This is a genomic window from Mycobacterium hubeiense, from assembly GCF_002838065.1.
GTDB lineage: Bacteria > Actinomycetota > Actinomycetes > Mycobacteriales > Mycobacteriaceae > Mycobacterium > Mycobacterium hubeiense.
In genome coordinates, this window is sequence record NZ_PIZU01000018.1 from 1 (window position 1) to 26,752 (window position 26,752).

A 26,752-nucleotide genomic window follows, 5' to 3' on the forward strand; every position below is an offset into this window, starting at 1 on the left:
CGTGGTCACCCTGAATGCCTCCGAACACCCATGCAATCCGAACGCTTTCGTCCTCTTCTCACCTCTCATGGACCGTATGGATCGGTCTACTTCGAAGACTCGCATGACACCGTGGACGCGGCGGCGCAGATCGAGCTTAAGTGGCGCGCCCTGCGAGAACAGCTCGCGCGGCAGGGCGCCGAACCGGCCCTCACCAAACAGCTGGAACATGCGGTCGTAGATGCGGGCCCGGCAGTCGGACGCAGCCGCGCGTCGAAGAAGCCGGGCCGAAAAGCGTGCGTGCCGTGGCCGATCGGCTCACGGCCGTGGTCGACGATTCATCACCCGAAGTGGTTTTCGTGGTCGGCGAAGTCCGGTCGCGTTCCGACCTGATCGCCGAACTTCCGGAGCGCGTCGCCGACCGGGTGGTGCAGTTGCATGTCGGGGCCCGCCACAGCGTCGACGAGGACCAGCTGCGGCACACGATCGATCAGGAGTTCGCCATGCGTCGCGTGGCCGCGATCGACGAAGCGGCGCAACGCTTCCGCGCCGAGATCTCCCGCGGTTCCGGGCTGGCCACCGAAGGCCTGCCCGGAGTGTGCGCGGCGCTACGGGCCGGTGCGGTGGAAACGCTGATCATCGGTGACATCGGTGATGCGACGGTGGTCGCCGGTGACGATCTGTCCTCCGTTGCGCCCAATGCCGACGTGCTGTCGGAGCTTGGCACGGCCCCGACGCAGGTGCTGCGGGCAGACGAAGCGCTGCCGATGGCTGCGGTCGCGATCGATGCGGCGTTGGTGCGGACCGACGAACGTATCTCCCCGGCTGACGGTGTCGCCGCGATCCTGCGCTACTCGCTGAGGTAGCCGGCGGGCTACTTGACGATCAGCGTGCCCTTCATATTCGGGTGGTAGATGCAGTGGTACGCGTACTCGCCCGGCTGCGTCGGCGCCGTCAGCGTCCCCTCTTCATTTCCGTCGACGTGGACGTCGAACTGCCCCTCGGTCTGCGACGTCACGGAATGCTCGGCCGAATCGTCGTTGACGATTTTGATCTGGGCGCCGGGGTCGACCGTGATCGGTTCACCGAAGCTCATATTCGCGATGGTGATGGTTGGACCCGAAGCCTGCGGTGTGTCCTCGGCCTCGGTGGTCTCGGTCGGACTGGCCGTCAACGTGGCCGTGCCCGTCTCGCGTTCTTCCGTGGTGGTGCTCGACTCTCCGCACGACGTGACAACGGCCGCGACCAGGCACAGTCCCGCTAGCGACAAGCAGATTCTCTTCATGGGTGACCCCTTCTTCGCGAGAACCCGATTATCGATCCGACGCGGTGCGGGTTTGTCGAACTTCGCAGGATCACTACAGGGATGCCGCGGTGGGGCCTTGCGTGTCGCAGAGCGATCGCGGCGGATTGCCGGTGTTGGCGCAGCCCTTGCCGGTCGCGACATAGGTGGCGCCAGGTCGGTATGGCACGTACACCTGCGCGGTGCTGGGCCCCTGGGTGCTCTCGCAGTTTGGCGCGGTCTGGCTGCCCTCGATTTGTAGACACGCGACGCTGAGGTGCGGGGTCGCCGCAACGTGACAGGCCGCCGGCCTGACGGTCGCGGTGACCATGTTGGTGCCCGACACCTGAACCACTTGCGGTGCCGACAGCGTGAAATCGCACGGCGGCGGGGCCGGCTGTGCGTGGGCCGTGGCAGCTGCGCCAGCGAGCGCCACCGCAATGCTCGCGGGGATTGCCAGGGCGTGCAGCTTCATCGCCTGATCGTAGATCACCGGTGACCCATCGCGTTGAGCATTCCGGCCGCGGCCCGCGGCCAGGTGAACTGCTCGGCGCGACGGCGGGCGCTGTTGCGCCGCAAAGATTCCGGTCTGCTGATGACCGACGTGACGGCCTCGGCGATGGCGTCGGGATCGTTGTCGGCGGTCGCGCCGCTGTCGGTGGTGAGAATTTCGGCCAGCGCCGACGTGCGCGATACCACCGCGGGGGTGCCGCACGCCAGCGCCTCGAGGGCGGCCAGCCCGAATGTCTCATGGGGACCGGGTGCAAGTGCCACATCCGCGGAGGCGAGGATGGCGGCGACGGTGTCGCGGCAGCCGATGAAGCCGGTGAAATCGACGGGCAGGCGGGCAGCTTGGCGCTCCAGCCGCGCTCGCAGGGGCCCCTCCCCGACCACCACCAGCCGGGCGTCGACACCCGAGTTACGCAGTGACGCAACGGTGTCGATGCTCCGGTGGGCATGTTTTTCGATCGAGAGCCGGCCGCAGTGAACGAGCAGGGTCTGCTCTGGACGCGCCCACCGTCGACGCAAGATTTCGGAGCGCCGGCTGGGGTGGAACTGGTTCAGATCGACTCCCAGCGGCACGGTCACCACATTCGGCGCATGGATCCGGTCGAACTCTTCGCGCGCAAATCCAGTCGTGCACACCACGGTGTCGTAGTTGGCCGCGGTTCGCCGGTTGGCGGCGTCGGCGATGCTGCGTGCGATGGGCGTCGGAAGTATCTGCCCGACAAGGCGATCGAGGCGTTCGTGAGAGATCATCACGGTAGCCACCTCGCGCTTGCGGCCCCAGCTGCCGAGACTTCGCAGTGTCAGACGATCCGAGACCTCCAGCGCGTCCGGCGCGAGCTTCTCGAGCAATGATGTGACCGGCCCCGGCAGCACTGCGCGATAACCCCCGGTGAAGGGAATCAGCCTGGCCGGCAGGGAGATTCGCACGACACCCGACGGCAGGCGGCGTTGTTCGGCGTAGCGACCCGGCACGACGAGGTACACCTCATGCCCTTCGGCGCAGTACTCCGCACCGAGGCGATCCACCGCGGTGCGCAGGCCCCCCGAGCGCGGGCCGTAGAAGTTCGCCACCTGGACAACCCGCATGTGGTGAATCAGAACGGCCATGCGTGTGCGGTCAACTACGTCCGATGAACCGGCGCCTTAACCGGCCGTGAACACGCTCACTCAAATCCCTTGTGTCACTGTGGCATCTGGCGTCACATTTCTGGCCGATTTGTCGGTGCTTCGAACTAGTGTTCGAAGCATGATGTCGCCGGAGCTGGTCGCCCACCTCGACATGCTGGCTGGCGCGTCGGCTCGGGTGGCCGCGCAGTCCTTCGACGAGCTCACGTCCGTGGACGTGTCGGAGGTGATGGATCGCCTGGAGCGGATCTATGGCACCCGGCCCGCGGTTTCTCACCACCTCACCCAGCAGCTGCCGCCGCGGCCAAACGCCGACTCCACGACGCCCAGCACCTCGGGCCGCGCACCGCCCTGACCGGCGAAACCTTGCCGCCGCGCTGGCCGCATCTGGCCGGCACCCCGACCGCCGAGCAAATTGCCAACGCCACCCGCACCCACCCGCCCTCGACAACGGCCAAACACGCATCAGCGACGAGGAAGGCGAGGGCGGTCAGCCGACGTGACGGGCCAACCAGTCCTGCACACGCGCCCAGGCGTCGGTAGCCGCGGTCGGGTTGTAGCGCGGGCCCGTGTCGTTGAAGAACGCGTGCTCGGCATCGGGCTCGGTAACCAATTCGTGGACCAGCCCGGCGCGCTCGAGCGCCGCCCGCGCAACTGCTTCCGTGGCGTTGACCCGGTCATCGCGAGCGGCGTAGATGCCGAGCACCGCGACGTTCTTCGAGCCGGAGAAGTCGGGATTCTCCGGAGTCGGTCCGTAGAACGGAACTGCCGCCGCAAGCTCGGGCGCACCGGCGTCCAGCAGGCGCCACACCATACCCCCGCCCATGCAGAATCCGACCGCGGCGAGCTTCTTGTCCGGCGCGCGTCGCTGCACTTCGCCGATGCCGGACTTCAGGTCGGCCAGCGATTCCTCCGGCGGAATCTTGCTCAGGGCCGCGGTGGCCTCGGCGGGGTCGGCGAAAGTGGCCGTCCCGCCGTGCCCGGACAACAGATCGATTGCCAAGGCGGAGTATCCGGTTCCGGCGAAGCGCCCGGCAACCGAGCGGATGTGATCGTTGAGACCCTTGTTCTCGTGGATGACCAGCACGCCGCCGCGGGGATTGGGTGCCTCCGCCCATGCGCCCTGCAGTTCGCCGCGCGGACCCGCCCATGTGACGGGCGTGGTGGGCTTCGCGTTCTCCGAACCCGGCGGCGGCGCACTGGCCGTCGCGGGTTCTCTCGACGTGACCGGTGAATCGGCGGCCGGCGTCCGGTCTTGCGCGCATGCTGTGATCAATGCTGAGGCGGCGGTGGTGCTTACCCCGATCAATGCCAGCCGACGCAGCGCCTCACGTCTGGAAAGCAGCCCGTCGACATGGTCGGTGGCGATCTCTTCGGCAATGTAGCGCTGTAGCGGAGTCACGTTGGCGAGTATGCGCCTTAAGCGTGAATTCGATTGGAAGATCGGCGATCGCGCGCATACTCAACTGATGGGGTGGACGCCGGACGGCGCGGCTTTGCGGGGCCGCGTCGCCGTCGTGGCCGGAGCCACTCGCGGCGCCGGACGCGGTATCGCGGCGGCGCTCGGCGAGGCGGGGGCAACGGTCGTGTGCACCGGCCGCAGCAGCGAGGCCGGCAACGAGCACTCCGATTACGACCGGCCCGAGACCATCGAAGAGACCGCCCGACTGGTCACCGAACTCGGTGGCGTCGGTAGCGCGGTTCAGGTCGACCACCTCGACATCGCCCAGGTCACCGCGCTGGCGCAGCGGCTGCGCCGTGACTACGGCGTCATCGACATCCTGGTCAACGACCTCTGGGGCGCCGAGACCCTCAAGGGGCCACCGTCGAGCTGGCACCGGCCGATGTGGGAACACAACCTGCGCGACGGACTGCGGATACTGCGGCTCGGCATCGAAACCCACCTGATCACCTCCCATTGTCTGCTGCCCCTGCTGGTCACCCGGCCCGGCGGTCTACTTGTCGAAATCACGGACGGCACAGCCGAATTCAATGCCATCCACTATCGCCTGTCGGTGTTCTACGACCTGGCCAAGACCGCGGTGAACCGGCTCGCGTTCAGTCAGGGCTACGAACTCGCCGACTTCGGCGGGACGGCGGTTGCCGTGACTCCGGGTTGGCTGCGTTCGGAGATGATGCTCGACAATTACGGCGTCACCGAGGCGAATTGGCATGACGCACTCAATCCCGCGCGCGTCGACGGTTACCCCATGGCACCGCCGGGGTTCGCCGTGTCGGAAACACCGCGTTTCGTCGGCCGAGGTGTCGCCGCGATTGCCGCGGACCCCGCCCGCGCCCGCTGGAATCAGCGGTCGGTCAGCTCCGTCCAGCTGGCCCGTGAGTATGGCTTCACCGACATCGACGGGAGTCAACCCGACGCGTGGGAGCCGGTATAACCCCAGCTCAAACGCGCGGCGTTGAACGCTGTAGACATTTTTCGAAATCTGTTCACGATTTTCGTTGACACTCCCGTCACGCGGGCTGTTCTATGACTTGGTGACCTATGACACGATCATTCGCAACGGCCGCTGGTTCGACGGCACCGGCGCCGCATCCGCGGTGCGCAACATCGGCATCCGCGACGGCCACGTCGTCGCGATCACGCCGGACGGTCTCGACGACACCGACTGCCCGCAGGTCATCGACGCGACCGGTCGGTGGGTGTTGCCCGGCATGGTGGACATCCACACCCACTACGACGTCGAAGTGCTCAACGGACCCGCGCTCGCGGAGTCGCTGCGCCACGGCGTGACAACGGTGATGCTCGGGTCGTGCTCGCTGTCGACCATCTATGTCGACGGGGTCGACGCCGGCGACTTGTTCGGGCGCGTCGAAGCGATCCCCCGCGAATATGTCATCGCCGCCGTGGACCAACACAAGACCTGGACCAACAGCGAGGAGTACGTCGCAGCGCTGGAATCGCTGCCGCTCGGTCCCAATATTGCCGCGTTCATCGGGCATTCCGATATGCGAACCGCCGTCATGGGTTTGGACCGCGCCACCCAGAAGCGCCAGCGGCCCACCAAGAGTGAACAGGCGCAGATGGAGCGGATGCTCTCCGAGGCGCTCGACGCCGGCTTCGTCGGAATGTCCTCTCAGCAGCTGCTTTTCGACAAGCTGGACGGTCAGACCTGCCGCTCGCGCACACTGCCGTCGACATACGCCAAGCCGCGCGAATTGCGCCGACTCAAGTCGCTGTTGCGGCGCACGGGTCGAATCCTGCAGTCGGGGCCCGACATTCAGAACCCGTTCAATCTCGGCTCGCAGGTGGTGCAGTCACTGGGCATCTTCCGCAATCCGCTCAAGACCAGCCTGCTGTCGGCCGCCGACGTCAAGTCCAATCCGTATGCCATTCGGATGATGGGTCCGGTCGCCCGGTTCATCAACAAGCTGGGCGGCAACTTCCGCTGGCAGCATCTCCCGGTGCCGTTCGAGGTCTACGCCGACGGAATCGACCTGGTCGTGTTCGAGGAGTTCGGCGCCGGCGCGGCCGCCCTGCACCTGCGCGACGAGGTGGAACGGAACAACCTGATGCGTGACCAGGCCTACCGCCGCCAGTTCCGCAAGGATTACGAGAGCAAGTTCGGCATGCGGGTATGGCATCGTGACTTCTTCGACGCCGAAATCGTTGACTGCCCAGACGCATCCGTCATCGGCAAGTCGTTCGGCCAGGTCGGTGTCGATCGCGGGCTACATCCGGTCGATGCGTTCCTCGACCTTGTCCTCGAACACGGCCGCGCGTTGCGGTGGCGCACCACGATCTCCAACCACCGACCCGGGGTTCTCAAGAAGCTGGCCCGCGAACCCGGTATCCAGATGGGCTTTTCAGATGCCGGCGCGCACCTGCGCAATATGGCGTTCTACAACATGGGCCTGCGGCTGCTGCGCCATGTCCACGACGCGGAGAAGGCCGGTCAGCCGTTCATGACCATCGAGCAGGCCGTGCACCGGCTGACCGGTGAACTCGCCGACTGGTACCGCCTCGATGCCGGTCATCTGCGCATCGGGGACCGTGCGGACGTGGTGATCGTCGACCCCGAGCGCTTGGATGAATCGCTGGACGCGTACGCCGAGGAGCCCGTCGACCAGTACGGCGGGCTGTCGCGGATGGTCAACCGCAACGACGACACCGTGAAGGCGGTGTTCGTGGGCGGCCGCGCGGTATTCCTGGACGGCCGGCCCACCGGGCTCGTCGGCACCCACCGCACCGGGCGGTTCCTGCGGGCCGCACACAAGGTGCCGGCGCTGGCCACGACGGAAGGCGAGTTGACAAATGTCAGTTGAGGATACGGTTCACGGCATGTGGAAGGCCCTGTCGGCTCGCGATTGGGATGCCGTCAAGCCCTTTCTGTCCGATGACTGCATCTACCTCGACATGCCGGTCGGTCCCACCGCGGCGGCCCGCGGCCCGGAGGACATCGTCAAGCGGCTCAAGATCGGCCTGGAGCCGTTGGCGTCCTACGAGAACTTCCCGGGGCTGATGCTCGACAACGGTTCCGACGTCATGTACGAGCATCACGAGGAATGGCACTGGCCCACAGGGGAATCAGCTGTTCTCAAGTTCGTCTCCGTGCATCGCGTCGAGAACGGCAAGATCACCCTGTGGAAGGATTACTGGGACATGGGCGCGCTCGCGAACAACGCGCCGCCCACGTGGATGGAGGACTTCGCCAACGCCGATATGTCGTGGGTGTTCGACGCCACGGGTCTGGTCTGAGTCACAGCCGGTAGACGCGGCGCGCGTTGCCGTGCGCGATCAGGTCCACTACTCGGATCGCATCGCCCTCGGCCCAGTGGCCGGCGTCGACAAACTCCTGGAGCACCCTGTGAATCCCGCTGCGCCACAGGTGTGCTCCGAGAAAATGTAGCTCCGGCGGGCCGAAGCCGTCCGAGGAATAGAGGATCTTGCGAAACGGCGCCATCTCCAGCAGCCGGCCGATGAACGAGGCGGATCGCGCACCTAGGTAGTTGATCGCCAGCCCGCCGTCGAGGTACACGTTGTTGAAGGCCTGCGCCAGATAACCGGCCTCGCGCTCGTACGGATAACAATGCAGCAGCATGATCGGGGTATCACCGGCGGCACGAAAAAAATCCAGCAGATACAGCGGATTGGCCAGACGTAAGTCGCAGTCGCGGTCACCGAAGCCAACGTGAAACTGCAGTGGCTTGTCCAGCCGCAACGCCTGATGCAGGCCGAACCTCAACAGCACCCGGTCGGTCAAGCGGGGTTCACCGCTGTCCCACCAGCGGGTGGCCGCCTCGGCGACCTCGCGCGCCGTCGGCTCGGAGAGGTCACCCGCGAAGCCGCCGCGGTAGGCCATTATCGACTTGGTAGCCACCGCATTCGCCGTTCGCTCGACGAGAATCCGCGAGAACGCCGCCGCGTAATCCCCGGCGGCGGGCATCGCCTCTTCCGCTACCGACTCCAGCCGCACCACCTCATGGGCCCGGCCACCCGTCACCGCTGCCATCTCGCCGAGATCCGCTACCCCGCTTGCAAATCCGGTGTCGATCAGCCAGTCCGACACATTGGCCGCGGTCAGGAACAGTCGGGCGAGCTCGGGTTCGGGGTATTGACAGCGGCGGCGCCAGTATTCGTCCGCATCGGCGTGGGCAGGCAGGCCCAGCAGCGGCGCACAGTGGGTGCGCACGGCGACTCCAAGTTGGGTGTCGAACGCCGTATCGAAGTCGGCGAGCGGCTCGGTGTTGGCTTCGTTGAGTCCGTTCTCGAACCGACGGCGATCACCGCTCTGCAGCCAGCAGCCGTGCACGTGGTGGTCGATCAGTGTCACCGCGGCAATGTGCTCGGCCAGCGCGGACACTGTCACACACTCCAGGCCATCCGGAACTTCTCCGCCAGTTCGCCGGGCTTCATCTCGGCGTAGTTCTCGAGTTCGTAACGCCGCACGGCCACCACGGCGTTCACGGGCTCATTCCCGAGAATCCCCCGCATCAACTCCGATTGGTCCAACGCGTCGATGGCCGCGGCCTGATCAGCGGGCAACAGAACGGTGCCGTCGGCGTCGCGCTGCTCGGAACTCAACGTGGCGGGGTCGACAGTGGTCTCCGGGGGGAGCGGTAACGAGTGTTCGATGCCGTGCAGGGCCAAGCCCAGGATCGCCGCCGATGCGAGATATGGATTGGCCGAGGGGTCGACGACCTTCACCTCGACATTGCCGCCGAATGGATTGCTCGGTCCGCCGATGAGGAATCGCACTGCGGCTTCCCGGTTTTCGGTGCCCCAACAAAGATATGCGCCCGACCAGTGCCCGGGCAGGGTGCGCAGCCCGGACAGAATCGATCCGCACAGCACACCCTGCGCTTCGGCCAGACCGGCCAGCAGTCCTGCCACCGCCGATTCACCCTCCGGCGTCATCCCGCGTGTGCCCTCGCCGTCGGAGAACAAGGGCGCCTCCGACCGCGTCAGCGAAAAGTGTTGATGCGCGCCGGATCCGACGCTGCCTGCGAACGGTACCGGCGAGAGGCTGACCCGCAGTCCGTACCGGCGGGCAACCCGGCCGACGATGATCCGCATCAACACGAGCTGATCGGCCGCGGCGACGGGAGACTGTGGAGTCAGCGAGATTTCGAACTGGTTGCGCCCGTATTCGGGGTGGAACTGCTCAATCGCAACATTTGAACTGGTCGCCGCATCGGTGACATCCCGCACGAAGCCTTCGAATTCCAGCACCCCGGCCAGGCCGTACTGCGCCCACAGCTTCGATGGCAGTTCGCTCCCGTCAGGCGCGACGAGGACGAACTCCACTTCGTGACCGACCACCGCTTCGATGCCGGCGTCGGCCAGCCGGTCCTCGATGCGCTGCAGTGCGCCGCGGCTGCAATACGGGTCCGGTGAGCCATCCTGGTTGAAGAAACCGCCGGGCGCCCAAGCGAATCCGTCGCCGAGGATGCGCAGCGCCCCGAGATCGATGCGGATGCGTTGGTCCCCCACCACCCCGATGGCATCGCCGAAGACGATGCCGGTCTGGTCAATGGCGAACGCGTGCCAGACTGGGCTGGCACCGAGCCCGGGATCGGCGAATGTGCCCATCCGGCGCAGCGGCACCGTTTTCGCGTGAATCAGCCCCGCCGGATTGACGACTGTGCCGATCAACGAGGCCACCCCGTCGGCCTCGAGTTGAGCGATCGCCGCTGCGGCGAGTGGTTTGGCTGCCCGAGTCACAGCAGCCATTCTGCAATGCGGCGCGGCGCGTTACAGGGTGATCTTGCAGGTCTGACCGATGTCGAGGGTGCGCAGTAGGCGGCCCATGCCGAGCCACATCGCGCATGACAGCGCAAGATCCGTCATCAGGTCGTGGTCGAAGTGCTCGCCTGCGCGGGCCCAGAAATCGTCGTCGTCGCGCAGCGCGGTGTGGTCGGTGGCGAACCGGAACGCGAACTCCGCCGCGATGCGCTCCGCGGGGCTGTAGCCCTCCCACGTGCGCCACTCGGCGGCGTGGTCGTAGAACTCCTCGTCGATGCCGGCGGCCGCACCTTCGGAGTCGCGGGTGTTCTGGCACACCATGCATTCGTTGGCGTCGGCGATGACGATGCGCGCCAGCTCCCGCACCCGCAGCGGCAACCGCCCTTTCGTGTAGACGGCGTGGCTGAAGTTCGCGAGTGCGGTGCCGAGGTCGGGCGATCTCACCGCGAACGCGGTGACGTCGTCGTCGGCGAAGGCTCCAATTCGGCTCATGGCGGCATCGTACGCCGCAACGACGGCGATCTGTAACACGTTCTAATTCTTCGCGGCCACCAGTTCACTGCGGTCGGCGGGACTCGTCATACCTGCCTTCCGGTGGGGCCCTGGAAAACTCTACAAGGGCATATCGTTTGGCAGGCTAGGAAAAGTTACACCGTCGAGATTTTTTGTCGACCTGGTAAATTCAGGGCAAGGGGAAGCGGTTGAGAGGCCTCGTTGCCTTCCTTTCGGGATGCCTACCTGGCAGTAAGCACCTGGGGCCGCTTCCCCGTCAGCGCTCGCAGCGCTGATCTATGACGGCGGGCGCGAGACACACTGGGCGGCGTAGAGCTCCTCACCCAGCTTGTCCATCAGCTCAAGCTGGGTCTCGAGGTAGTCGATGTGGAGCTCTTCGTCCGCCAGGATCTTCTCGAAAAGGTTGGCCGTGGTGGCGTCTTCCTTTTCCCGGCACATGATGATTCCCGGCTTCAGCCGCGCCATTACTTCGTATTCGAGTGCCAGGTCGGCTTCGAACTGTTCACGCAGAGTCTGACCGACGCGCAAGGAGAATAGCCGTTGGTAATTCGGCAGACCGTCCAGAATGAGAATCCGGTCGGTGATCTCCTCCGCGTGGTTCATTTCTTCGAAGGATTCTTTGCGGGTGTGTTCGGCCAGTTCGGTAAAGCCCCAATTGTCCTGCATTTTCGAATGCAGGAAGTACTGGTTGATGGCCGTGAGCTCGCTGGTCAATTGCTCATTCAGCAGTTTGAGAACGTCGGGATCGCCTTGCATGCTCGCTCCTAACACCTTGAGGGCTGGTCACGTGTTGCTGGTTGCCGCGCGCCTTCCAATCTAGTCCACCGCTGGCCCGTCGGCGACGCCTTATCGCTTGACAGCGGCGTGTTTTCGGCCTCATTCGGGATCGTCGGCCAGTCGCGGCGGCTTAACCGGGCGGGGACTCTGGACTGCCTGTCCTAACTAAGGTTAGACTGCGCTAACCATGTCGACCCCCGCACCCGAGAGGCGCAAAGAGATGAGTGAGTACAATTTACACTCGCTCATTTTGGCATGCGATTTTCGGGTCGACGACGTCGAGCGGATGTGGAAGTGGCTGGGCCGCCATAAGCCCGGGCTCGCCGCTATCGGTGCGCATCATGTCGTGCTCTACACATCGATCTGGGAGCCCGGTCGCGTTCTGGTGACAATTGGTATCAAGCAGCCGAAGTCGTTACGGGAATTGCTGCGGTCGCCGACCATTTTCGAATGGTTCGATATTTCTGGCGTGGAAGATATTCCACCGATATTCGGCGGGGAGGTCGTCGAAAAGATCGATCTGTATGAGCCGACGCCGGAAACGCACGTGGCCGGCGTGATCGTCGGAGCGATGACATCGGTCGACGACGTCGCTGCGCTGATGGTCAAGGTGCACGACGGGCTGGAGCGGTTTCGGGGGGCCGGGGTCCGCAAGATCTGGGTGTACCGCGCTCTGGACGACGGGCGGGAAGTGATGATCCTGCAGGAGATCGACAGCGAGGTGAGCGCCCGGCAGTGGATCGACCACCCCGACGCGGCCGCCGAATGGATGTCGAAGTCGGGCTTGGGCGCCTATCCGACGCTGTTCGTCGGCAAGTTGGCCCACATCATGAGCATCGACGAGCAGGACTAGCGGGGGCCTGAAGTGTTCGTCTGCCTATGCACCGGAGCAACCAGCCAGCTCGTCAACGAAGTAGTTGCCGCGGGTGCATGTACGTCGAAGGAAATCGCAGAGGCGTGTGGTGCGGGGGCCGACTGCGGGCGCTGCCGGCGCACCCTGCGCGCCATCATCGCCGCCCACCAGGTCAACGGCTGTCCCACCGCGGCGAAGAGCAGCTAATCCTTGTTGGCGAAGGCCGCAAGCGCTTCGGCATTGGCGGCGGCTCCGACCAGTTGCGCGAACTGCGACTTCTCGCGTTGCGTTGCAGCGTGGATTCCGTCGCGGATCGGTTCGACCATCGTGCGCTTCACCGCCATCAGGCTCGAAATCGGCCGTGAGGCAAGGACTTCAGCGTGCCGCGTGGCTTCGGGCAGCAGCTCGTCGGGCTCACAGACCTTCCACACCAAGCCCATTCGCAGCGCCTCATCGGCGCTGACCCACTCCGACGACATCAAGAGCCAGGCGGCGTTCTGACGGCCGACCAGCCGCGGCAACAGATATGACGACGCCGCCTCCGGTGCGACGCCCAGGCTGGTGAACGGACACTTCAGTCGCGCCGTCGACGCCATGAATGCAAGGTCTGCGTAGCCGAGAATCGTTGTGCCGATACCGACTCCGACGCCGTTGACCGCGCAGATCAACGGCTTCGGGAAGTCGGTCAGTGCGTCGATCATGCCGTAGAAGCCGTGCTCCCCCTCACCCTGGCCAGGGTTCGCGATGCGCTCCGCCATCTCTTTGAGGTCGTTGCCCGCGCTGAACGCGCGGCCCGCGCCGGTCATCAGCACCACCGCGACGTCGGGGTTCTCGGCAGCATCGCGCAGCGCGACGGTGGTCGCGTCGTAGAGCGCCTCGTTGAATGCGTTGAGCGCCTCGGGCCTGTCGAGGGTGAGCGTGCGTACCTTGTTGTGGTCGCTGATCTGCAGGGTCACCGCTGCAGCGTACTCAATGTGCCACAAAGGGAGTGCGCCAGGCGTAGCGGCTGGTGGGGACCGTGTCGATGTTCTGGTTGGCCCCGAACGCGGCAGTGCTGGCCACCATTCGCGTCATCCGGTCGTTGAGGTCGTCGTCGTCGGCGGCGCCGAAGAACGCGTGCAGATCCGAGACCGCCTCGATTGGGAACAGCTCCTCCACGATCCCCGCAATCGGCGGTGCATCCGGCGTGAGGGCCCGCACCACGGTGTTCTGGGTATACCCGAACGTCGCCTGGGTGTCGATGGCCACCGGCGTGTGGTCGATGTGCCAGCGCGCCAACCAGGTTGCCTCGTCGAGCCCCTCGGGACGCCGCAGCAGCGCGATGTTGGCCAGCCCGGCGGTGCGCTCGCCCGGCGACGTGTCGGGCGGCGGCAGCGGCGTGGACTCGGTGACCAGATACGCCGCGACGCGGTCGCATACCTTGTCCAGCAGCGCCATTGCGGCACGCACCTGTTCGCCGTAGTACTGCTGGGTCCACAGGCTTACCACCCCGACCACCGGCGGGTCCAACGTCGTCAACGTCATCACCGAGTCGCGCACGGCCTCGTCGCGCACATTGACCGTCAGCCCCGGCACCCCCGTCGCGAGCAGATCCGCCGCAACCTCCGATCGCAACCGGGCACACCAAGCGTCGTCGGCGGTGACCGCACGCAGCGTCAGGATGACCTTTTCCACGCCGTCGAATCTAAAGCGGCGCCACGCCGAAGACGAACTGGGCCAGACGCAACGGTTGAATCGACCCCAAGGCGCGACAATAGCCACGTGGACACCGGCGCGCGGATACTCGCTCCACTACGGATGACGACGCCGGACATCGGCGCCGTGATGCGCAGCCTGCTCGGGGTCCTCGCGGTGACGGCGCTCGCGCTGGTGTGGGGTTCGGATGTGTCGGCGATGTGGGCACTCGGCGCCGGTGCCGTGGCGGGCGCGATCGCGTTGCAGGACAGTCCGGGTGGCCGAGTCCCGATCGTGGTGACCGCGTCGCTGCAGATGGGCGCGGCCGTACTTCTGGGCGTGCTGACCGCCGCGTACAGCGGGTTGTTCATCGCGGTGGTGGCGCTGTGGTGTTTCGGCGCGGGCATGCAATGGTCGCTGGGCGCCAACGCGGGACGGGTTGCGGCCGCCGCCAGTGCTCTGCTCGTCGTCGCGCCGCCGGTGTCGCCGACGCCGTCGAGCGTGTTGACCGCGACCGCGTTCACGTTGGCTGCAGGCTTCGTACAGGCGGCGCTGATCGCGGTGTGGCCGCCGCGGCGGTGGCGGGTGCAACGTGACGCGTTGACCCGCGCGTACCGGTCGCTGGCCGCCGATGCGCGAAAAGTGGCGACCGACCGCGACGCACGCGTCGACGCGGCGCCGCTGACCTGGCTGCGAGAGGCGTTCGTCGACAGCCAGGCCACCCAGCGGCCGAGGGCCTACCACGGCGGGTATCGGCTGCCGGAGCGGATCACCGCGACGTTGAGCGCATTACGGTCCACCTCCGGGGCCGAGCGCGACGACGGCACCTCGCAGATGCTGACGGCCGCTGCGGTGTTTCTCGACGCCATGGCGGATCACAGCCACACCGCGCGCCGCGACGCCGGACACGCCCTGGTCCGCGTGGACGCCGCGGTGGCGGCGATTACCGGGCCGGAAGCCGCTACCGCACAGCGGTTTTCCCAACAATTGCACGAGGCCTCGGTGTTGCGGTTCGGACAGCTCCGCCGACCGGACCTCATCGGCTCGCTGCTGTCGGCGCCCGGGGTCGTTCGCAATCAGCTCACCAGGACGTCACCGATCCTGCGGCACGCGGCCCGGTTGGCAACGGCCGTCGCCGTCGCGATGGTGCTGGCCCGCTTCGGCGGGGTGGCACACGGCTACTGGGTCGCCCTCACCGTGCTGGTGGTGCTACGGCCGGAGACGGCGCACACCTACACCCGGTGCTTCGGGCGGGTCGGCGGAATCGGGGTTGGTATCGCGTTGACGTCCGGGGTGATGCTGCTGTGGCACCCCGGCGGTCTCGCGGCGGCCGTGTTGGCGGTCGTGTGCCTGGGTCTGACGTACATGGTGATCGGCTGGGGATACGTCGCGGTGAGCGTGACGGTGGCCGCCGCGCTGGTGTTCATCCTCGACGTCGGCGGGGTGGGCACCTCGGCCACCATGGAGAATCGCCTGTTCGCGGCTGTCGTCGGCGGAGCGCTGGCGGTGTTGGCCCACGTGTTGCTCCCCGACCACGCGCTGGTCCGGTTGCGGCAGCGGGCCGGTGAACTGCTGAAGACGGAAACCGACTATGCCGCAACGGTTGTCAAGGCGTTCGTCCATGAGCTGGACAGGCCGGCTGAGCTGTTGTCGGCGGCCTGGCAGCGGGCGTCGAGGGCGCGATCGGCATTCGAGGCCGCGTCCGGGGCCACCCGGGTGGATTCGCGAGAGCTGCGCCGGTGGCTGCGGTCCTATCGGGCGTCGCTGAACGCCATCACCAGCGCCTGCGCGTCGCTGGAGAACAATCTGTCGTCCGGGCCGTCGACCGCGTTGAGTCAGGAATTCGTTGCCGCCGTTGATGATTACGTCGAAGTGTTGCGCGGCGCCCCGGCGAGTCCGGCCGCGCCCTGGACGGTCGACATCACCCAGTTGACCGCGGCGAATCAGCAGCTGCGTGACGCCGCCGCGCTGTCCGAACATGACGACGCCGCGCCGCGGGTGCTGGTCGCGGAGATCAACACCATCACTCGCCAGCTGACACAGATCTCCGCGGCCGATCCGGTGTCGGCGACCGGCTAACCGCGTGCCCACTTCGGTGTGATGAACACGCCCTCGGCCTTTACCGTGACACCCTCTTCATCGGCGAGGTGACCGACGGCGAACGTCTTGACGCCTTCCGTCCGGTCGATGCGCGCCTGCGCGTGCAGCCGGCCGAGCCGGGTGGTGCGCAGGTAGCGCAGCGTGATGGTTCCGGTGAAGCGGGGATTTTCGGCGCCGCTGGCCGCCTCGCCGAGCACGTGGTCGAGCACCAGCGCCGCGACTCCCCCATGGACGTGACCGGGTGGGCCTTCGTATGCGGCGCCCAGGTGAAAGTCGGTGTAGACACCGCCTGCGGCGTCATGCTGGATCACCAGCGGTGGTGCGATCGGGTTACGAATGCCGATGACCGGGTTTCCCCACGGCATCCGGTCGCCCTCGGAGGTGTACCGCACGCCGAAGGCGCCGTCGATCTGCTTGGACCGCAGCCTGGCTGTTGCCGCGTCGATCTCGGCCTTGACCGCGGCCACCACATCGGCGTCGACCTCGGTGCGGATGGTGGCGTCGACCAACTCGCGGACGGACTCGGCGAGCGGCGCATAGACCTCGCGCATCCGCTGCACCTCGGCCGAGGTGACGTTCTCGATGTGGGTGAACTCCAGCACCACTGAACTAGAACACGTTCCTACTCTGGTTGTCGAGTTGCCGCAGAGGCGAACCCGAGCCAGGTGTGCCGGTTGCCGGCCCAGCACCAGCCGACCTTGGGGGCGTTGCGGTTGGCCGTGCCGTCACGTCCGGTGCCGTTGCTGATCCACAGCGCAGGCGTGCGCGCGTCCAGCGACCCGTCGGCTTTGCGGCGGCGCGAGCCGATCGTCATGAAGCAACGGCCCCGCTCCAGCGTCGCCGGCGCCTGCAGCACCCAGTGCATGCCCTCGGTCAGCGTCAGCGGCGTGCGGCCGGCCTCGGTGATGGCGGGCAGCGCCTCGTCGGGGCTCCAGTTGGCCATCTCGTCGCCGCGGTCGAGGTCGTGCACGACGTACACGGGTGGGTCGGGCAGCGGTGAGATCGGCGTGAACTCGTCGACGTCGGCCATGTCGGCGACCACGAAGCCGTGTTTGCCGTTGACCGTGAGCAGCGTTGCCAACCTCGATGCCGGGAGCAGATCGGGATGCACCACGAGCAGTCCGTCGGCCGACTGCGCGTGGCAGCGCAGTGAGTCAGGGGTCAGTCCCGCGATCTGGTGGATCCCGAGTTCGATGAGGCGCTCGGCCTGCTCACGTGGGGTGGGAAGAGTGGGCACTGGCGGACAACGAATCTCGCGCGTCGCAGAGTTCCGCATCAGTTCCCTATCAAATCCCTCGGCCCGGTGGGTAGTCGCCAATGGAAGGCCAGCGCCGCCAGGCGCAGGAGCGTGGCCAGTGCGCTTCCGGCCGCGACGGCTATCCATTGCGGCCCGTCGATCAGGACGTATGTCGCCGCACCCATCATGGCCGGGATCGCATAGAGGTCATCGGGGCCCATCACATAGGGCACCTCGCGGGCGATGACGTCGCGCAGTATCCCGCCGGCGATCGCGGTGAGCATCCCGATGAGCCCTGCCGCGAACCAGCTGGCGCCCGCGTCGACCGCGATCGCTGCGCCGGAGGTGGCGAAGAATCCCATGCCGATGGCATCGAGGAGCAGCACCGCTCGATTCATCCTGATGACGAGCCGGGCGAACGGGACGGTGACGGCGACCGCGACCAGCGCCACCGTGATGTTCGGCCAGTGCTGGATCGAATGCGGAGGTGTGATGTCGAGCAGCACATCGCGCAGCACGCCACCCCCCACCCCCGTGAGGACGCCGAGCGTCGCGATACCGAACAGGTCGAAGCCTTTGCGGATTCCGACGGTCGCGCCCGACGAGGCGAACACCGCGATGCCGGCGTAGTTGAGGATGATCTGCAACACGCCGCAACGGTAGGTGACCGGCGTCGCAGCGGTCGCGATTACGTGCCTTAGATAACCTATCTTTTCGTAGGCATCTGTCTACGAAGTGGCTTACGCTGATCGTCGTGGCAGCACGGACCCATAGCGTCGATCCCCGAGCCGAGCGGGTGCGCACCCGGCTGCGGGACGCCGCGTTCGCGCTGGCGCATGAACGGCCGGTGGACCAGTTGACCGTCGGTGACCTCGTCGCCCGCGCCGGTGTCAGCCGGCAGGTCTTCTATCAACACTTCCGCGATCGCGACGACGCCGTCGCGACGGCCTTCTCGGTAGCCTTCGCCGCCGCGACGGCCGAGAACCAGAGCGATCCGAGTGCCCGCATCCTGCGACTGTTCGATTTCGCCGCCGAGCACCGGGCGATGTACCGCAACATCGTGCCGAGTGCGGTGACGCAGCGTGTCGTCGAAGCGTTCCGGACCGAACTGGCACCGGCCTGCGAGGAGATCGCCGCCCAGGCCATGCCGGTGGTGAGCCCCATCGCGGCCCTGTCCCCCGAATCCGTCAGCCGTTTTTTGGTCGGCGGATTCATGGAGGTACTGCGGTCCTGGATGGAAGATCCGGCAGCGACCGACCTGGCCGGTCGGGTGCGCGGCGCGCTCGACACCGTCAATGCCCTGCTGGGGCTGACAGCCACATCCTGATTGCACTACACCCGAAAGGTTTTCGACGTGGGCAAGCACAATGTCCGCCAAACCGGCCTGCTGTCTGAAGGTCGGGGAACGCGCGCCGAGGTGCGCAACATGGCACTGGCGATGGTGGCGCTGACGATCTTTGTCGTCGCGATGATCGCCAGCTACTCCGGTGCGTTCGCCAAACCGACGCTGCACCATCTGACCGTCGCGGTCGCCGCTCCTGAGCGGATGGCCGGTGCCATCCGCGGTCAGGATGCGTTGGCGGTCACCGAGGTTGGTGACGACGCCGCCGCCCGCCGGCAGGTGTACGAGCGCAAGGCCGACGCCGCATTCGTCGTTGGGCCCGGCGGGGAGGTGACGATCTACGTAGCCGGCGGCGGCGGCCGCAGCGTGGCCAACGCCGCCGAAACGGTAGGCCGCGGCATCGCCGCCACCGCGGGTCTCACCCCGACCGTCGAAGACATCGCACCGACGTCGGCGGCCGACCCGTCGGGCACCGTCGAGTTCTACGCCGTCATCTTCCTCTCCATCGGGGCGTCGGTGGGGGCCACGGTGTTCGGCCGCATCATGGGCACCGTGCGCAGCCCGCGCAAGCTGCTGCTGCGCACACTCACCCTGACCGGCTACTCGGCGCTGCTCGCCGCTGCCGTCGCCTACTACGTCGACGGTGTGCTCGGCGCGCTCACCGGACATCCCTGGCAGCTGTTCGGGGTGCTGTGGCTGTACGCGATGGCGGTGGGCGGTGCGGTCACCGGTGTGGCCGCCGCGTTGGGCACGGTCGCCTCGCTGGTCCTCACGCTGTTTTTGGTCATCGTCGGCAATGCGGCGGCGGCCGGTCCGGTGGGACGGCCCCTGCTGTCGGGCTTCTACTCGACGTTCAACACGATCGTGCCGCAGGGATCCGGCGTCGCGCTGCTGCGCAGCGTGCAGTACTTCGGCGGCAACGGCGCGCAAGGCCCGCTAGTGACACTGGGGATTTGGGCCGCCGCCGGGTGCCTGCTGGCGGCGGTGGCGACGGTGGTGCGAATGAACTTCGGCCATCGCGCGCCGTGGCGACCGCGGCTGAATTATCGTGCGGGTCATGAGCGTTACCTCCCCGGTGTTGCCGGGCGAGACGGAACCGTACTACGACCTGGGGTCCTATCACCGGCCGATTGACACGCCGTCGCCGCAGGCGCAGGTGTGGTTCGACCGCGGGTTGGTCTGGTCGTACGCCTTCAACCACGAAGAGGCCATCCGGTGCTTCGAGCGGGCGCTAGATCTGGACCCCGACCTCGCGATCGCGCGGTGGGGCATCGCCTATGCGATCGGACCCAACTACAACAAGGCGTGGGACGCGTTCGACCCGGCGGATCTGGCGGCCTCGTTGGCGCGGGCCCGCATGGAACTCGGCCTGGCCGAGCGCGGCCGGGCGTCCGCAGTCGAGCGCGGGCTGATCGAGGCGTTGGCGGCCCGCTTCCCCACCGACGACCCGCAGGACACGTCGGCGCTGCGCGCCGGGCACACCGGCTACGCCGATGCCATGGCGCGGTTGGCCCCGGTCTATCCCGACGACGTCGACGTGCAGGCGCTGGCGGCCGACGCGTTGCTCAACGTCACCGCGTGGGCGCTGTGGGACACCAGCACCGGTGAACCTGCGCCGGGGTCGCGCGTGATCGAGGCCAAACGCATCCTCGACGATGCGCTGGCCACCCCGGCCGGACGCGAGCACCCCGGCATCCTGCATCTGTACCTGCACACCATGGAGATGTCGGCCACGCCCCAGGATGCCCTGCCCGCCGCGGACCTGTTGCGCGGCTTGGTGCCCGACGCCGGACACCTGGAGCACATGCCCAGTCACATCGACGTGCTCTGTGGCCACTACCGCAACTCGGTGGTGGCGAATCTGTCTGCGGTGCAAGCAGATCGGCGTTTCGTCGAACGGGAAGGCCCGCTGAACTTCTACTCGCTGTACCGCGCGCACGATCTGCACTTCGTGGTGTATTCCGCGATGTTCGAAGGCAATTCACAGATCGCGCTGCAAGCCGCCGACGAACTCGCCGGACAGCTCACCCCGGAGCTTTTGGCCATCGAGTCGCCGCCGATGGCCGACTGGCTGGAAGCGTTCGTGCCGTTGCGGATCCACGTGCTGGTCCGGTTCGGACGGTGGGACGACCTGATCGCCGAACAGCCGCCGGCCGATACCGAGCTGTACTGCGCGACGGCGGCGACGATCCATTACGGCCGCGGGGTGGCCCACGCGTCGAAAGGTCAACTGGCCCAGGCGCGTGCCGAACGTGACGCGTTCGCCGCGGCTTACGAGCGCATCCCGGACACCAGGTATCTGTTCAACAACACCTGCCGCGACATCCTGGCCATCGCAGCACAGATGCTCGACGGTGAAATCGCTTATCGGGAGGGCCGATTCGACGAGGCGTTCGGCCATCTACGCCGGGCGATCGAACTCGACGACGCCCTGCCCTACGACGAGCCGTGGGGCTGGATGCAGCCGACCCGGCACGCCTACGGCGCTCTGCTGCTCGAACAGGGCCACGTCGAGGACGCCGCCGCGGTGTATGCGGCCGACCTTGGTTTGGATCCGACGCTGAGCCGATGCTGTCAGCATCCGGGCAATGTGTGGAGCCTGCACGGCTACCACGAATGCCTGCAGCGGCTGGGCCGCACGGCCGAGGCGGCGATCATCGGTCAGCAGCTCGAATTGGCGCTGGCGCGTGCCGACGTTCCGGTTCTCGCGTCGTGCGCGTGCCGGCTGGAAGTCACCGATCCCTGCTGCTGACGCTGCGTAGACTCCGGGCCATGCCCGTCAGCGACGACGACATCGAGCGGCTGCAGAGGTGTGTCGAATTGGCCCGTTCGGCGCTGGACGCCGGTGACGAGCCGTTCGGCTCGATACTGGTCGACGCCAGCGGCACCACCCGCTACGAGGACCGCAACCGGGTCGCCGGCGGCGATGCCACCCAGCATCCGGAATTCGCCATCGCCCGGTGGGCCGCCGCGCATCTGGATCCAGACGAGCGGGCGCGCGCCACGGTCTACACCTCCGGTGAACACTGCCCGATGTGTGCGGCGGCGCACGCGTGGGTCGGGTTGGGCCGCATCGTCTACGCGACGTCGTCCGAGCAGTTCAGCCGGTGGCGCGCCGAGTGGGGTGTCCCGCCGCCGCCGGTGGCCACGCTGCCGATCAACACCGTCGCGCCGAACGTGGTGGTCGACGGTCCGGTGCCGGCCCTCGCGGAGCAGGTGAAGGCACTTTACGAGGCCAAGTTCGGGTCATGACGGAACCCGGTTGGGTCGAGCATGCGATCTGGTGGCAGATCTATCCGCTGGGCTTCGTCGGCGCGTATCCCGCAGACCCGCCGCCGACCCCCGACCAACATCGGCTGCGCCGGATCGTCGAGTGGTTCGATCACGCCATCGATCTCGGCGCATCCGGGCTGGCGCTCGGCCCCGTATTCGCCTCCCGCAGCCATGGTTACGACACCACCGACCACTACCGGATCGACCCGCGGTTGGGCGACGACACCGATTTCGAGTACCTCATCGCAGAGGCGCACCGCCGCGGTCTGCGGATCTTGTTAGACGGCGTCTTCAATCATGTCGGCACCGACTTTGTGCACGACACGTGGTTTCGACGCGGCGGTTCTGGGGGGTTTGACACGTTCGAAGGGCACGGCGATCTCATCGCGCTCGATCACGACAACCCCGAGGTGGCCGCATACGCCGTCGATGTGATGCGACACTGGCTGGACCGCGGCGCCGACGGCTGGCGCCTCGATGCCGCCTACGCCGTACCCGATGCGTTCTGGGCGCAGGTGCTGCCTCAGGTTCGGCATACCCACCCGGACGCGTGGTTCGTCGGCGAGGTCATCCACGGCGACTATGCGGCACGGGTTCGGGCGGCGTCGTTCGACTCGGTCACCCAGTACGAGCTGTGGAAGGCGATCTGGAGCAGTCTGAACGACGGCAACTTCTTCGAACTTGACTGGGCGATGCAGCGGCACAACGAGTTTCTCGATGAGTTTGTCCCGATGACCTTCGTCGGCAATCACGATGTGACGCGCATCGCCAGCCAGCTGGAGAATCCACAGCACCTCGAACACGCCTTGGTCCTGCTGTTCACCGTCGGCGGCACGCCCAGCATCTACGCCGGCGACGAGTCGGCCTACCGCGGAGTCAAGGAGGAGCGCTTCGGCGGCGATGATGCGGTTCGCCCCGAATTCGCCTCTCCCCCAAGCTCTCCCGGCGATGTATTCCGACTGCATCAGTACCTGGTCGGGTTACGTCGCCGCCACCCGTGGCTGCACACCGCCAAGACGTCGGCACTGAGGCTCAGTAACAGCCAGTACGTCTATGAGACCAGGATGGGTTCCGACGCTTTTGTGGTCGCGCTCAACATCGACGATGCGCCGCTCGGCTTGTCGCTACCCGAGTTGGGCTTGGGCTCCGGGCGGCTCGTCGCCGGATCGGGCGCGCCCCCGCAGGCCGACATCGTGTCCACCGATGTTTCGCCGCACGGTTGGGTCATCGTCGCACCGTCGTGAGCGCGCGCCGGGATGGCAACGATTTGCCCACAGTCCTGCGGTCGGCAAGTTGGGCGGGCTAGTCTTCGGGATTCGAATGACCTCAACGATGCAGCCAGACGCCGCGGTCGAGCCGCAGCCCGCAGCCAAACGTCTGCGGCGCCGCGTGCTGTCCCGTATCAGCATTCAGTCGAAACTGCTGGTGATGTTGCTGCTCACCAGCGTCCTCTCGGCCGCGGTGGTGGGTTTCATCGGCTACCAGTCGGGGCGCAGTTCGCTGCGGGCAGCCGTATTCGACGGCTTGACCGAGATCCGCGCGTCGCAAGCCCGTCAGTTGGAAGCAGAGTTCTCCGACCTGAAGAACTCGCTTGTGCTCTATTCGCATGGCACCACGACAACCGAAGCCATCCAGGCCTTCACCGCCGGATTCGACCAACTCAACGGCGCGACCATCAGTCCGCAGCAATGGCAGTCCGTCGTCGACTACTACCGCAACCACCTCACCAGCAGCGAGCTGAAACAGACCGGCGAACAGGTCGACATCCGCGGCCTGCTGCCGACTTCGGCCGCCCAGCGGTACCTACAGGCCCACTACACGGCACCGTTCTCCGACTGGAACAAGGCGATCCGCTTCGACGACGCCCGCGACGGCAGTGCCTGGTCGGCGGCCAACGCGCGCTTCAACGAATTCTTCCGCGAACTCGTCACCCGGTTCGAGTTCGAGGACGCCCTGCTGCTCGACACCCGCGGCAACGTCGTCTACACCGCGTACAAGGGTGTGGATCTGGGCACCAATATTCTCAACGGTCCGTATCGCGAGAACGAGCTGAGTGAGGCCTACCAGAAGGCGCTGGCCTCCAACGTCGTCGACTATGTCGGCATCACCGATTTCGGCGATTACCTCCCCGCCGACGAACCCACCGCGTGGATGGTGTCGCCCGTCGGACCGCCGGGCCGGGTGGAAGGTGTTCTGGCGCTACAGTTCCCCATCTTCAAGATCAACCGCACGATGACGGCAGACAAGCAGTGGGAAGCCGCCGGCATGGGTAGGACGGGTGAGACGTTCCTGGTCGGTCCGGATGATTTGATGCGGTCGGATTCACGGCTGTTTCTGGAAGATCCGCAGCGTTTCAAACAGGATGTCGTGGACGCAGGCACGCCACCTGACGTCGCCGAGGATTCCATCCGACAGGGTGGCACGACGCTGGTGCAGCCGGTCGCGTCGGAAGCGACCCGACAGGCACAGCGCGGGCAGACCGGCACCATCGTCGAAAAGGATTATCTGGGACAGGAAACGCTGCAGGCATACGCTCCGGTTGATCTGGAGGGGCTGCACTGGTCGATCATCGCCAAGATCGACACTGCGGAGGCGTTCGCTCCGGTGGCGCGCTTCACCCGCACCTTGGTGCTGTCCACGGCGGTGATCATCTTCGTGGTGTGCGTGGCTGCCATGCTGTTGGCCCGAATGTTCGTGAGGCCGATCCGACGGCTGGAGGCCGGCGCCCAGCAGATCAGCTCGGGCGACTACAAGGTCAACCTGCCGGTGCTGTCCCGCGACGAATTCGGGGATCTGACAGTCGCTTTCAACGAGATGAGCCGCAATCTGGCGATCAAGGAGGAACTGCTCGCCGAGCAGCGCCGCGAGAACGACCGCCTGTTGCTGTCGCTGATGCCCGAACCTGTGGTTCAGCGCTATCGCGAAGGCGAAGAGACCATCGCGCAGGACCACCAGAACGTGACGGTGATCTTCGCCGACACCGTCGGCCTCGATGAGATCACCCACGATATGTCAAGCGACGACGCGCTGTCGATCGTCAACAAGCTGGTCCGCCAATTCGACGCAGCGGCAGAGAATCTCGGCATCGAGCGGGTGCGCACGCTGCGTAACGGGTACCTGGCCAGCTGCGGGTTGAGCGTGCCACGGCTGGACAACGTGCGTCGCACCGTCGACTTCGCCGTCGAAATGCAGCGCATCATCGACCGGTTCAACGCCGAGACGGGCCACTCGCTGAAACTGCGGGCCGGCATCGACACCGGCACCGTCTCCAGCGGTTTGGTGGACCGGTCCAATCTGGCCTACGACATGTGGGGCGCCGCAGTCAATCTCGCGTACCGGGTGCAAAGCGGCTCTCCACAGCCGGGCATCTACGTCACGTCACGGGTATATGACGCGATGCGCGACACGCGCGATTTCACCCCCGCCGGCGATGTGGGTGGTGACGACGGCGCAGAACCGATCTGGCGGTTGACGTGAGCAGCGCGCTGGACGCCCCGTGGTTCTACTGGGCGGTCGCGGTGGCGATCGGGTTGCCCGTCGGGCTGGTCCTTCTCACCGAGCTGCACAACGCACTGATCCGGCGCAACAGCGTGCTGGCGCGTCCGGTCAGCCTGGTGCGCAATTACATCCTGCCGCTCGGCGCACTGCTTGTCCTGTTGGTGCCGGCCCTGCAGATCTCCGGCGAGGCCACGCCGGTGCGGATCGTCGCGACCGTGTTCGGCTTCGTCGTGCTGGTGCTGTTGCTGTCGGGTCTCAACGCCACCCTGTTCCAGGCGGCACCCGAAGGCAGCTGGCGCAAGCGAATCCCGTCGATATTCCTCGACGTGGCACGCTTCGCACTGATCGCCGTGGGCGTCGGCATCATCTTCGCCTACATCTGGGGCGCCAACGTGGGCGGCCTGTTCGCCGCACTGGGTATCGGGTCGATCGTGTTGGGTCTTGCGTTGCAGAACTCCGTCGGCCAGATCATCTCGGGCCTGCTGCTGCTGTTCGAGCAGCCGTTCGCGCTGGGTGACTGGATCGACGCGCCGTCCGCACGCGGCCGCGTCGTCGAGGTGAACTGGCGCGCAACGCATATCGACACCGGGGCTGGATTGCTTATCATGCCGAACTCGGCTCTGGCGGCGGCGTCGTTCACCAATCTCAGCCGACCGCCGGGCACACATTCGCTGACTGTCACGACGGTGTTCTCGCTCGACGACCCGCCGGATGACGTCTGCGCCATGTTGACGCGCGCGGCCAGTGCCCTGCCGCAGCTGCGGCCCGGGGCGACGCCGTCGAGCGTGTCGGCGGGCGGCCTGCAATATCACACGTCGATCCCGTTGCGCAGCCCCGCGGACGACTTCACCGCCAAATCAACTTTCCTGCGCTGGGTTTGGTACGCGTCGCGTCGCGCCGGGCTGCATCTCGACGAGGCCGAAGACGAGTTCGCCACACCCGAGCGACTGGAAACCTCGCTGCGGATCATCGCCCCGACGTTGCGGCTGAATCAGACCGAACAGCAGAAACTGCAGCCCTGCGTGCGCCTCACCCGCTACGGGACCGGCGAAACCATCCAGTTCGCGGGCCAGGTACCGAAGCGGATGACGTTCGTGGTGAACGGCCGCGTCCAAGTGATCGCCACCGGTGAGGATGGCTCGATTGTCCCGGTGCGAACGCTGGAGGAGGGCGACTTCCTGGGACAGACGACGCTCACGCGTGAACCGGTGTCCGCGACGGCATCTGCCCTCGACGAGGTCACCGTGCTAGAGATAGAACGTGAGCACATCGAAGAACTCGTTGCGCGAAAGCCGGTGCTGCTGCAGGAGATCGGCCGTGCGATCGAAGAACGCAAGGCCCATGTCAAGCGTGTGCTGGCGGCGGCCATCAAATAGGTGATCGGT

Annotated in this window: 27 protein-coding genes and 1 pseudogene; 15 read left to right on the forward strand and 13 right to left on the reverse strand. The window is 66.4% G+C overall.

Going from position 1 to position 26,752, the window contains the following annotated elements; translation table 11 throughout:
• The first annotated feature begins 30 nt into the window (after window positions 1–30).
• Window positions 31–845 (forward strand): annotated as a pseudogene (locus CWS39_RS15150) (baeRF2 domain-containing protein).
• Between the two features lie 8 nt (window positions 846–853).
• Here the strand turns inward: CWS39_RS15150 and CWS39_RS15155 are convergent.
• From CWS39_RS15155 to CWS39_RS15165, 3 genes are all read right to left on the reverse strand, one after another.
• The gene (locus CWS39_RS15155; RefSeq protein WP_102143757.1) at window positions 854–1,264 is read right to left on the reverse strand and encodes a cupredoxin domain-containing protein; all 411 of its coding nucleotides are present in this window, start codon (window positions 1,262–1,264) and stop codon (window positions 854–856) included.
• 73 nt (window positions 1,265–1,337) lie between these two features.
• Complete coding sequence (locus tag CWS39_RS15160) at window positions 1,338–1,736, reverse strand: hypothetical protein (protein WP_102143833.1); 399 nt, start codon at window positions 1,734–1,736, stop codon at window positions 1,338–1,340.
• Between the two features lie 14 nt (window positions 1,737–1,750).
• Entirely contained in the window at window positions 1,751–2,857 is a 1,107-nt protein-coding gene (locus tag CWS39_RS15165) for a glycosyltransferase (protein WP_102143834.1), read from the reverse strand.
• A 160-nt stretch (window positions 2,858–3,017) separates the two neighbouring features.
• Between CWS39_RS15165 and CWS39_RS15170 the strand changes: the two genes are divergently transcribed.
• Window positions 3,018–3,251, forward strand: a complete 234-nt coding sequence (locus tag CWS39_RS15170; protein WP_102143758.1) for a hypothetical protein — start codon at window positions 3,018–3,020, stop codon at window positions 3,249–3,251.
• Window positions 3,252–3,386: 135 nt separating this feature from the next.
• Here CWS39_RS15170 and CWS39_RS15175 read toward each other — a convergent pair whose 3' ends face one another.
• Window positions 3,387–4,298: a dienelactone hydrolase family protein gene (locus tag CWS39_RS15175; protein WP_102143759.1), complete on the reverse strand. Its 912-nt coding sequence runs from the start codon at window positions 4,296–4,298 to the stop codon at window positions 3,387–3,389.
• A gap of 67 nt (window positions 4,299–4,365) precedes the next feature.
• Here CWS39_RS15175 and CWS39_RS15180 point away from each other — a divergent pair, with 67 nt between their 5' ends.
• The 3 genes from CWS39_RS15180 to CWS39_RS15190 all read left to right on the forward strand — a co-directional run bounded on the left by CWS39_RS15180 (window position 4,366) and on the right by CWS39_RS15190 (window position 7,613).
• On the forward strand, window positions 4,366–5,292 hold the full coding sequence (locus tag CWS39_RS15180; protein WP_102143835.1) for an SDR family oxidoreductase: 927 nt from the start codon (window positions 4,366–4,368) through the stop codon (window positions 5,290–5,292).
• 100 nt (window positions 5,293–5,392) lie between these two features.
• The gene (locus CWS39_RS15185) at window positions 5,393–7,180 is read left to right on the forward strand and encodes an N-acyl-D-amino-acid deacylase family protein (RefSeq protein WP_102143760.1); all 1,788 of its coding nucleotides are present in this window, start codon (window positions 5,393–5,395) and stop codon (window positions 7,178–7,180) included.
• Complete coding sequence (locus CWS39_RS15190) at window positions 7,170–7,613, forward strand: nuclear transport factor 2 family protein (RefSeq protein WP_102143761.1); 444 nt, start codon at window positions 7,170–7,172, stop codon at window positions 7,611–7,613. The genes CWS39_RS15185 and CWS39_RS15190 overlap by 11 nt, the downstream gene beginning before the upstream one ends.
• A 1-nt stretch (window position 7,614) precedes the next feature.
• Here CWS39_RS15190 and CWS39_RS15195 read toward each other — a convergent pair whose 3' ends face one another.
• From CWS39_RS15195 to bfr, 4 genes are all read right to left on the reverse strand, one after another.
• The gene (locus tag CWS39_RS15195) at window positions 7,615–8,724 is read right to left on the reverse strand and encodes an amidohydrolase family protein (protein WP_102143762.1); all 1,110 of its coding nucleotides are present in this window, start codon (window positions 8,722–8,724) and stop codon (window positions 7,615–7,617) included.
• Complete coding sequence (locus tag CWS39_RS15200) at window positions 8,721–10,088, reverse strand: type I glutamate--ammonia ligase (RefSeq protein WP_102143763.1); 1,368 nt, start codon at window positions 10,086–10,088, stop codon at window positions 8,721–8,723. The genes CWS39_RS15195 and CWS39_RS15200 overlap by 4 nt, the downstream gene beginning before the upstream one ends.
• Window positions 10,089–10,109: 21 nt before the next feature.
• Window positions 10,110–10,592 carry a carboxymuconolactone decarboxylase family protein gene (locus CWS39_RS15205; protein ID WP_102143836.1) on the reverse strand — a complete coding sequence of 161 codons (483 nt, stop codon included), beginning with the start codon at window positions 10,590–10,592 and terminating at the stop codon, window positions 10,110–10,112.
• A 297-nt stretch (window positions 10,593–10,889) separates the two neighbouring features.
• Complete coding sequence (bfr, locus tag CWS39_RS15210) at window positions 10,890–11,369, reverse strand: bacterioferritin (RefSeq protein ID WP_102143764.1); 480 nt, start codon at window positions 11,367–11,369, stop codon at window positions 10,890–10,892.
• Window positions 11,370–11,610: 241 nt separating this feature from the next.
• Between bfr and CWS39_RS15215 the strand changes: the two genes are divergently transcribed.
• Together CWS39_RS15215 and CWS39_RS15220 are read left to right on the forward strand one after the other, a co-directional pair.
• A complete protein-coding gene (locus CWS39_RS15215) occupies window positions 11,611–12,243 on the forward strand; it encodes a fatty-acid--CoA ligase (protein ID WP_102143765.1) in 633 nt (210 codons plus the stop codon).
• Between the two features lie 12 nt (window positions 12,244–12,255).
• On the forward strand, window positions 12,256–12,450 hold the full coding sequence (locus CWS39_RS15220; protein WP_102143766.1) for a (2Fe-2S)-binding protein: 195 nt from the start codon (window positions 12,256–12,258) through the stop codon (window positions 12,448–12,450).
• On the opposite strand, the gene CWS39_RS15225 is transcribed toward CWS39_RS15220, so the two are convergent.
• Together CWS39_RS15225 and CWS39_RS15230 are read right to left on the reverse strand one after the other, a co-directional pair.
• Window positions 12,447–13,199 carry an enoyl-CoA hydratase/isomerase family protein gene (locus CWS39_RS15225; RefSeq protein ID WP_102143767.1) on the reverse strand — a complete coding sequence of 251 codons (753 nt, stop codon included), beginning with the start codon at window positions 13,197–13,199 and terminating at the stop codon, window positions 12,447–12,449. The genes CWS39_RS15220 and CWS39_RS15225 overlap by 4 nt on opposite strands.
• A 13-nt stretch (window positions 13,200–13,212) precedes the next feature.
• Window positions 13,213–13,917, reverse strand: coding sequence for an EthD domain-containing protein (locus CWS39_RS15230; protein ID WP_102143768.1), 705 nt, complete (start codon window positions 13,915–13,917; stop codon window positions 13,213–13,215).
• Window positions 13,918–14,004: 87 nt separating this feature from the next.
• Between CWS39_RS15230 and CWS39_RS15235 the strand changes: the two genes are divergently transcribed.
• Window positions 14,005–15,996 (forward strand): FUSC family protein, encoded by a 1,992-nt coding sequence (locus tag CWS39_RS15235; protein ID WP_431306131.1) that lies wholly within the window; start codon window positions 14,005–14,007, stop codon window positions 15,994–15,996.
• Here the strand turns inward: CWS39_RS15235 and CWS39_RS15240 are convergent.
• Genes CWS39_RS15240 through CWS39_RS15250 form a run of 3 tightly spaced genes read right to left on the reverse strand, consistent with a single transcriptional unit; the run spans window position 15,993 to window position 17,904 of the window.
• Complete coding sequence (locus CWS39_RS15240) at window positions 15,993–16,619, reverse strand: PaaI family thioesterase (protein ID WP_102143838.1); 627 nt, start codon at window positions 16,617–16,619, stop codon at window positions 15,993–15,995. The genes CWS39_RS15235 and CWS39_RS15240 overlap by 4 nt on opposite strands.
• 20 nt (window positions 16,620–16,639) lie before the next feature.
• Complete coding sequence (locus CWS39_RS15245; RefSeq protein ID WP_199178136.1) at window positions 16,640–17,254, reverse strand: DUF5701 family protein; 615 nt, start codon at window positions 17,252–17,254, stop codon at window positions 16,640–16,642.
• Window positions 17,255–17,292: 38 nt separating this feature from the next.
• Window positions 17,293–17,904, reverse strand: coding sequence for a trimeric intracellular cation channel family protein (locus tag CWS39_RS15250; protein WP_102143770.1), 612 nt, complete (start codon window positions 17,902–17,904; stop codon window positions 17,293–17,295).
• 104 nt (window positions 17,905–18,008) lie between these two features.
• Between CWS39_RS15250 and CWS39_RS15255 the strand changes: the two genes are divergently transcribed.
• From CWS39_RS15255 to CWS39_RS15285, 7 genes are all read left to right on the forward strand, one after another.
• A complete protein-coding gene (locus CWS39_RS15255; RefSeq protein WP_102143771.1) occupies window positions 18,009–18,581 on the forward strand; it encodes a TetR/AcrR family transcriptional regulator in 573 nt (190 codons plus the stop codon).
• Window positions 18,582–18,608: 27 nt separating this feature from the next.
• Window positions 18,609–19,730 (forward strand): ABC-2 transporter permease, encoded by a 1,122-nt coding sequence (locus CWS39_RS15260; protein ID WP_431306132.1) that lies wholly within the window; start codon window positions 18,609–18,611, stop codon window positions 19,728–19,730.
• Entirely contained in the window at window positions 19,654–21,348 is a 1,695-nt protein-coding gene (locus CWS39_RS15265; RefSeq protein WP_102143772.1) for a tetratricopeptide repeat protein, read from the forward strand. Before CWS39_RS15260 ends, CWS39_RS15265 begins: the two co-directional genes overlap by 77 nt.
• 20 nt (window positions 21,349–21,368) lie before the next feature.
• Window positions 21,369–21,848 carry a nucleoside deaminase gene (locus CWS39_RS15270; RefSeq protein WP_102143773.1) on the forward strand — a complete coding sequence of 160 codons (480 nt, stop codon included), beginning with the start codon at window positions 21,369–21,371 and terminating at the stop codon, window positions 21,846–21,848.
• On the forward strand, window positions 21,845–23,113 hold the full coding sequence (locus tag CWS39_RS15275) for an alpha-amylase family protein (protein ID WP_102143774.1): 1,269 nt from the start codon (window positions 21,845–21,847) through the stop codon (window positions 23,111–23,113). The genes CWS39_RS15270 and CWS39_RS15275 overlap by 4 nt, the downstream gene beginning before the upstream one ends.
• Window positions 23,114–23,189: 76 nt before the next feature.
• Complete coding sequence (locus CWS39_RS15280; RefSeq protein WP_102143775.1) at window positions 23,190–25,346, forward strand: adenylate/guanylate cyclase domain-containing protein; 2,157 nt, start codon at window positions 23,190–23,192, stop codon at window positions 25,344–25,346.
• Window positions 25,343–26,743 carry a mechanosensitive ion channel domain-containing protein gene (locus tag CWS39_RS15285; protein WP_102143776.1) on the forward strand — a complete coding sequence of 467 codons (1,401 nt, stop codon included), beginning with the start codon at window positions 25,343–25,345 and terminating at the stop codon, window positions 26,741–26,743. Before CWS39_RS15280 ends, CWS39_RS15285 begins: the two co-directional genes overlap by 4 nt.
• Window positions 26,744–26,752: the final 9 nt, after the last annotated feature.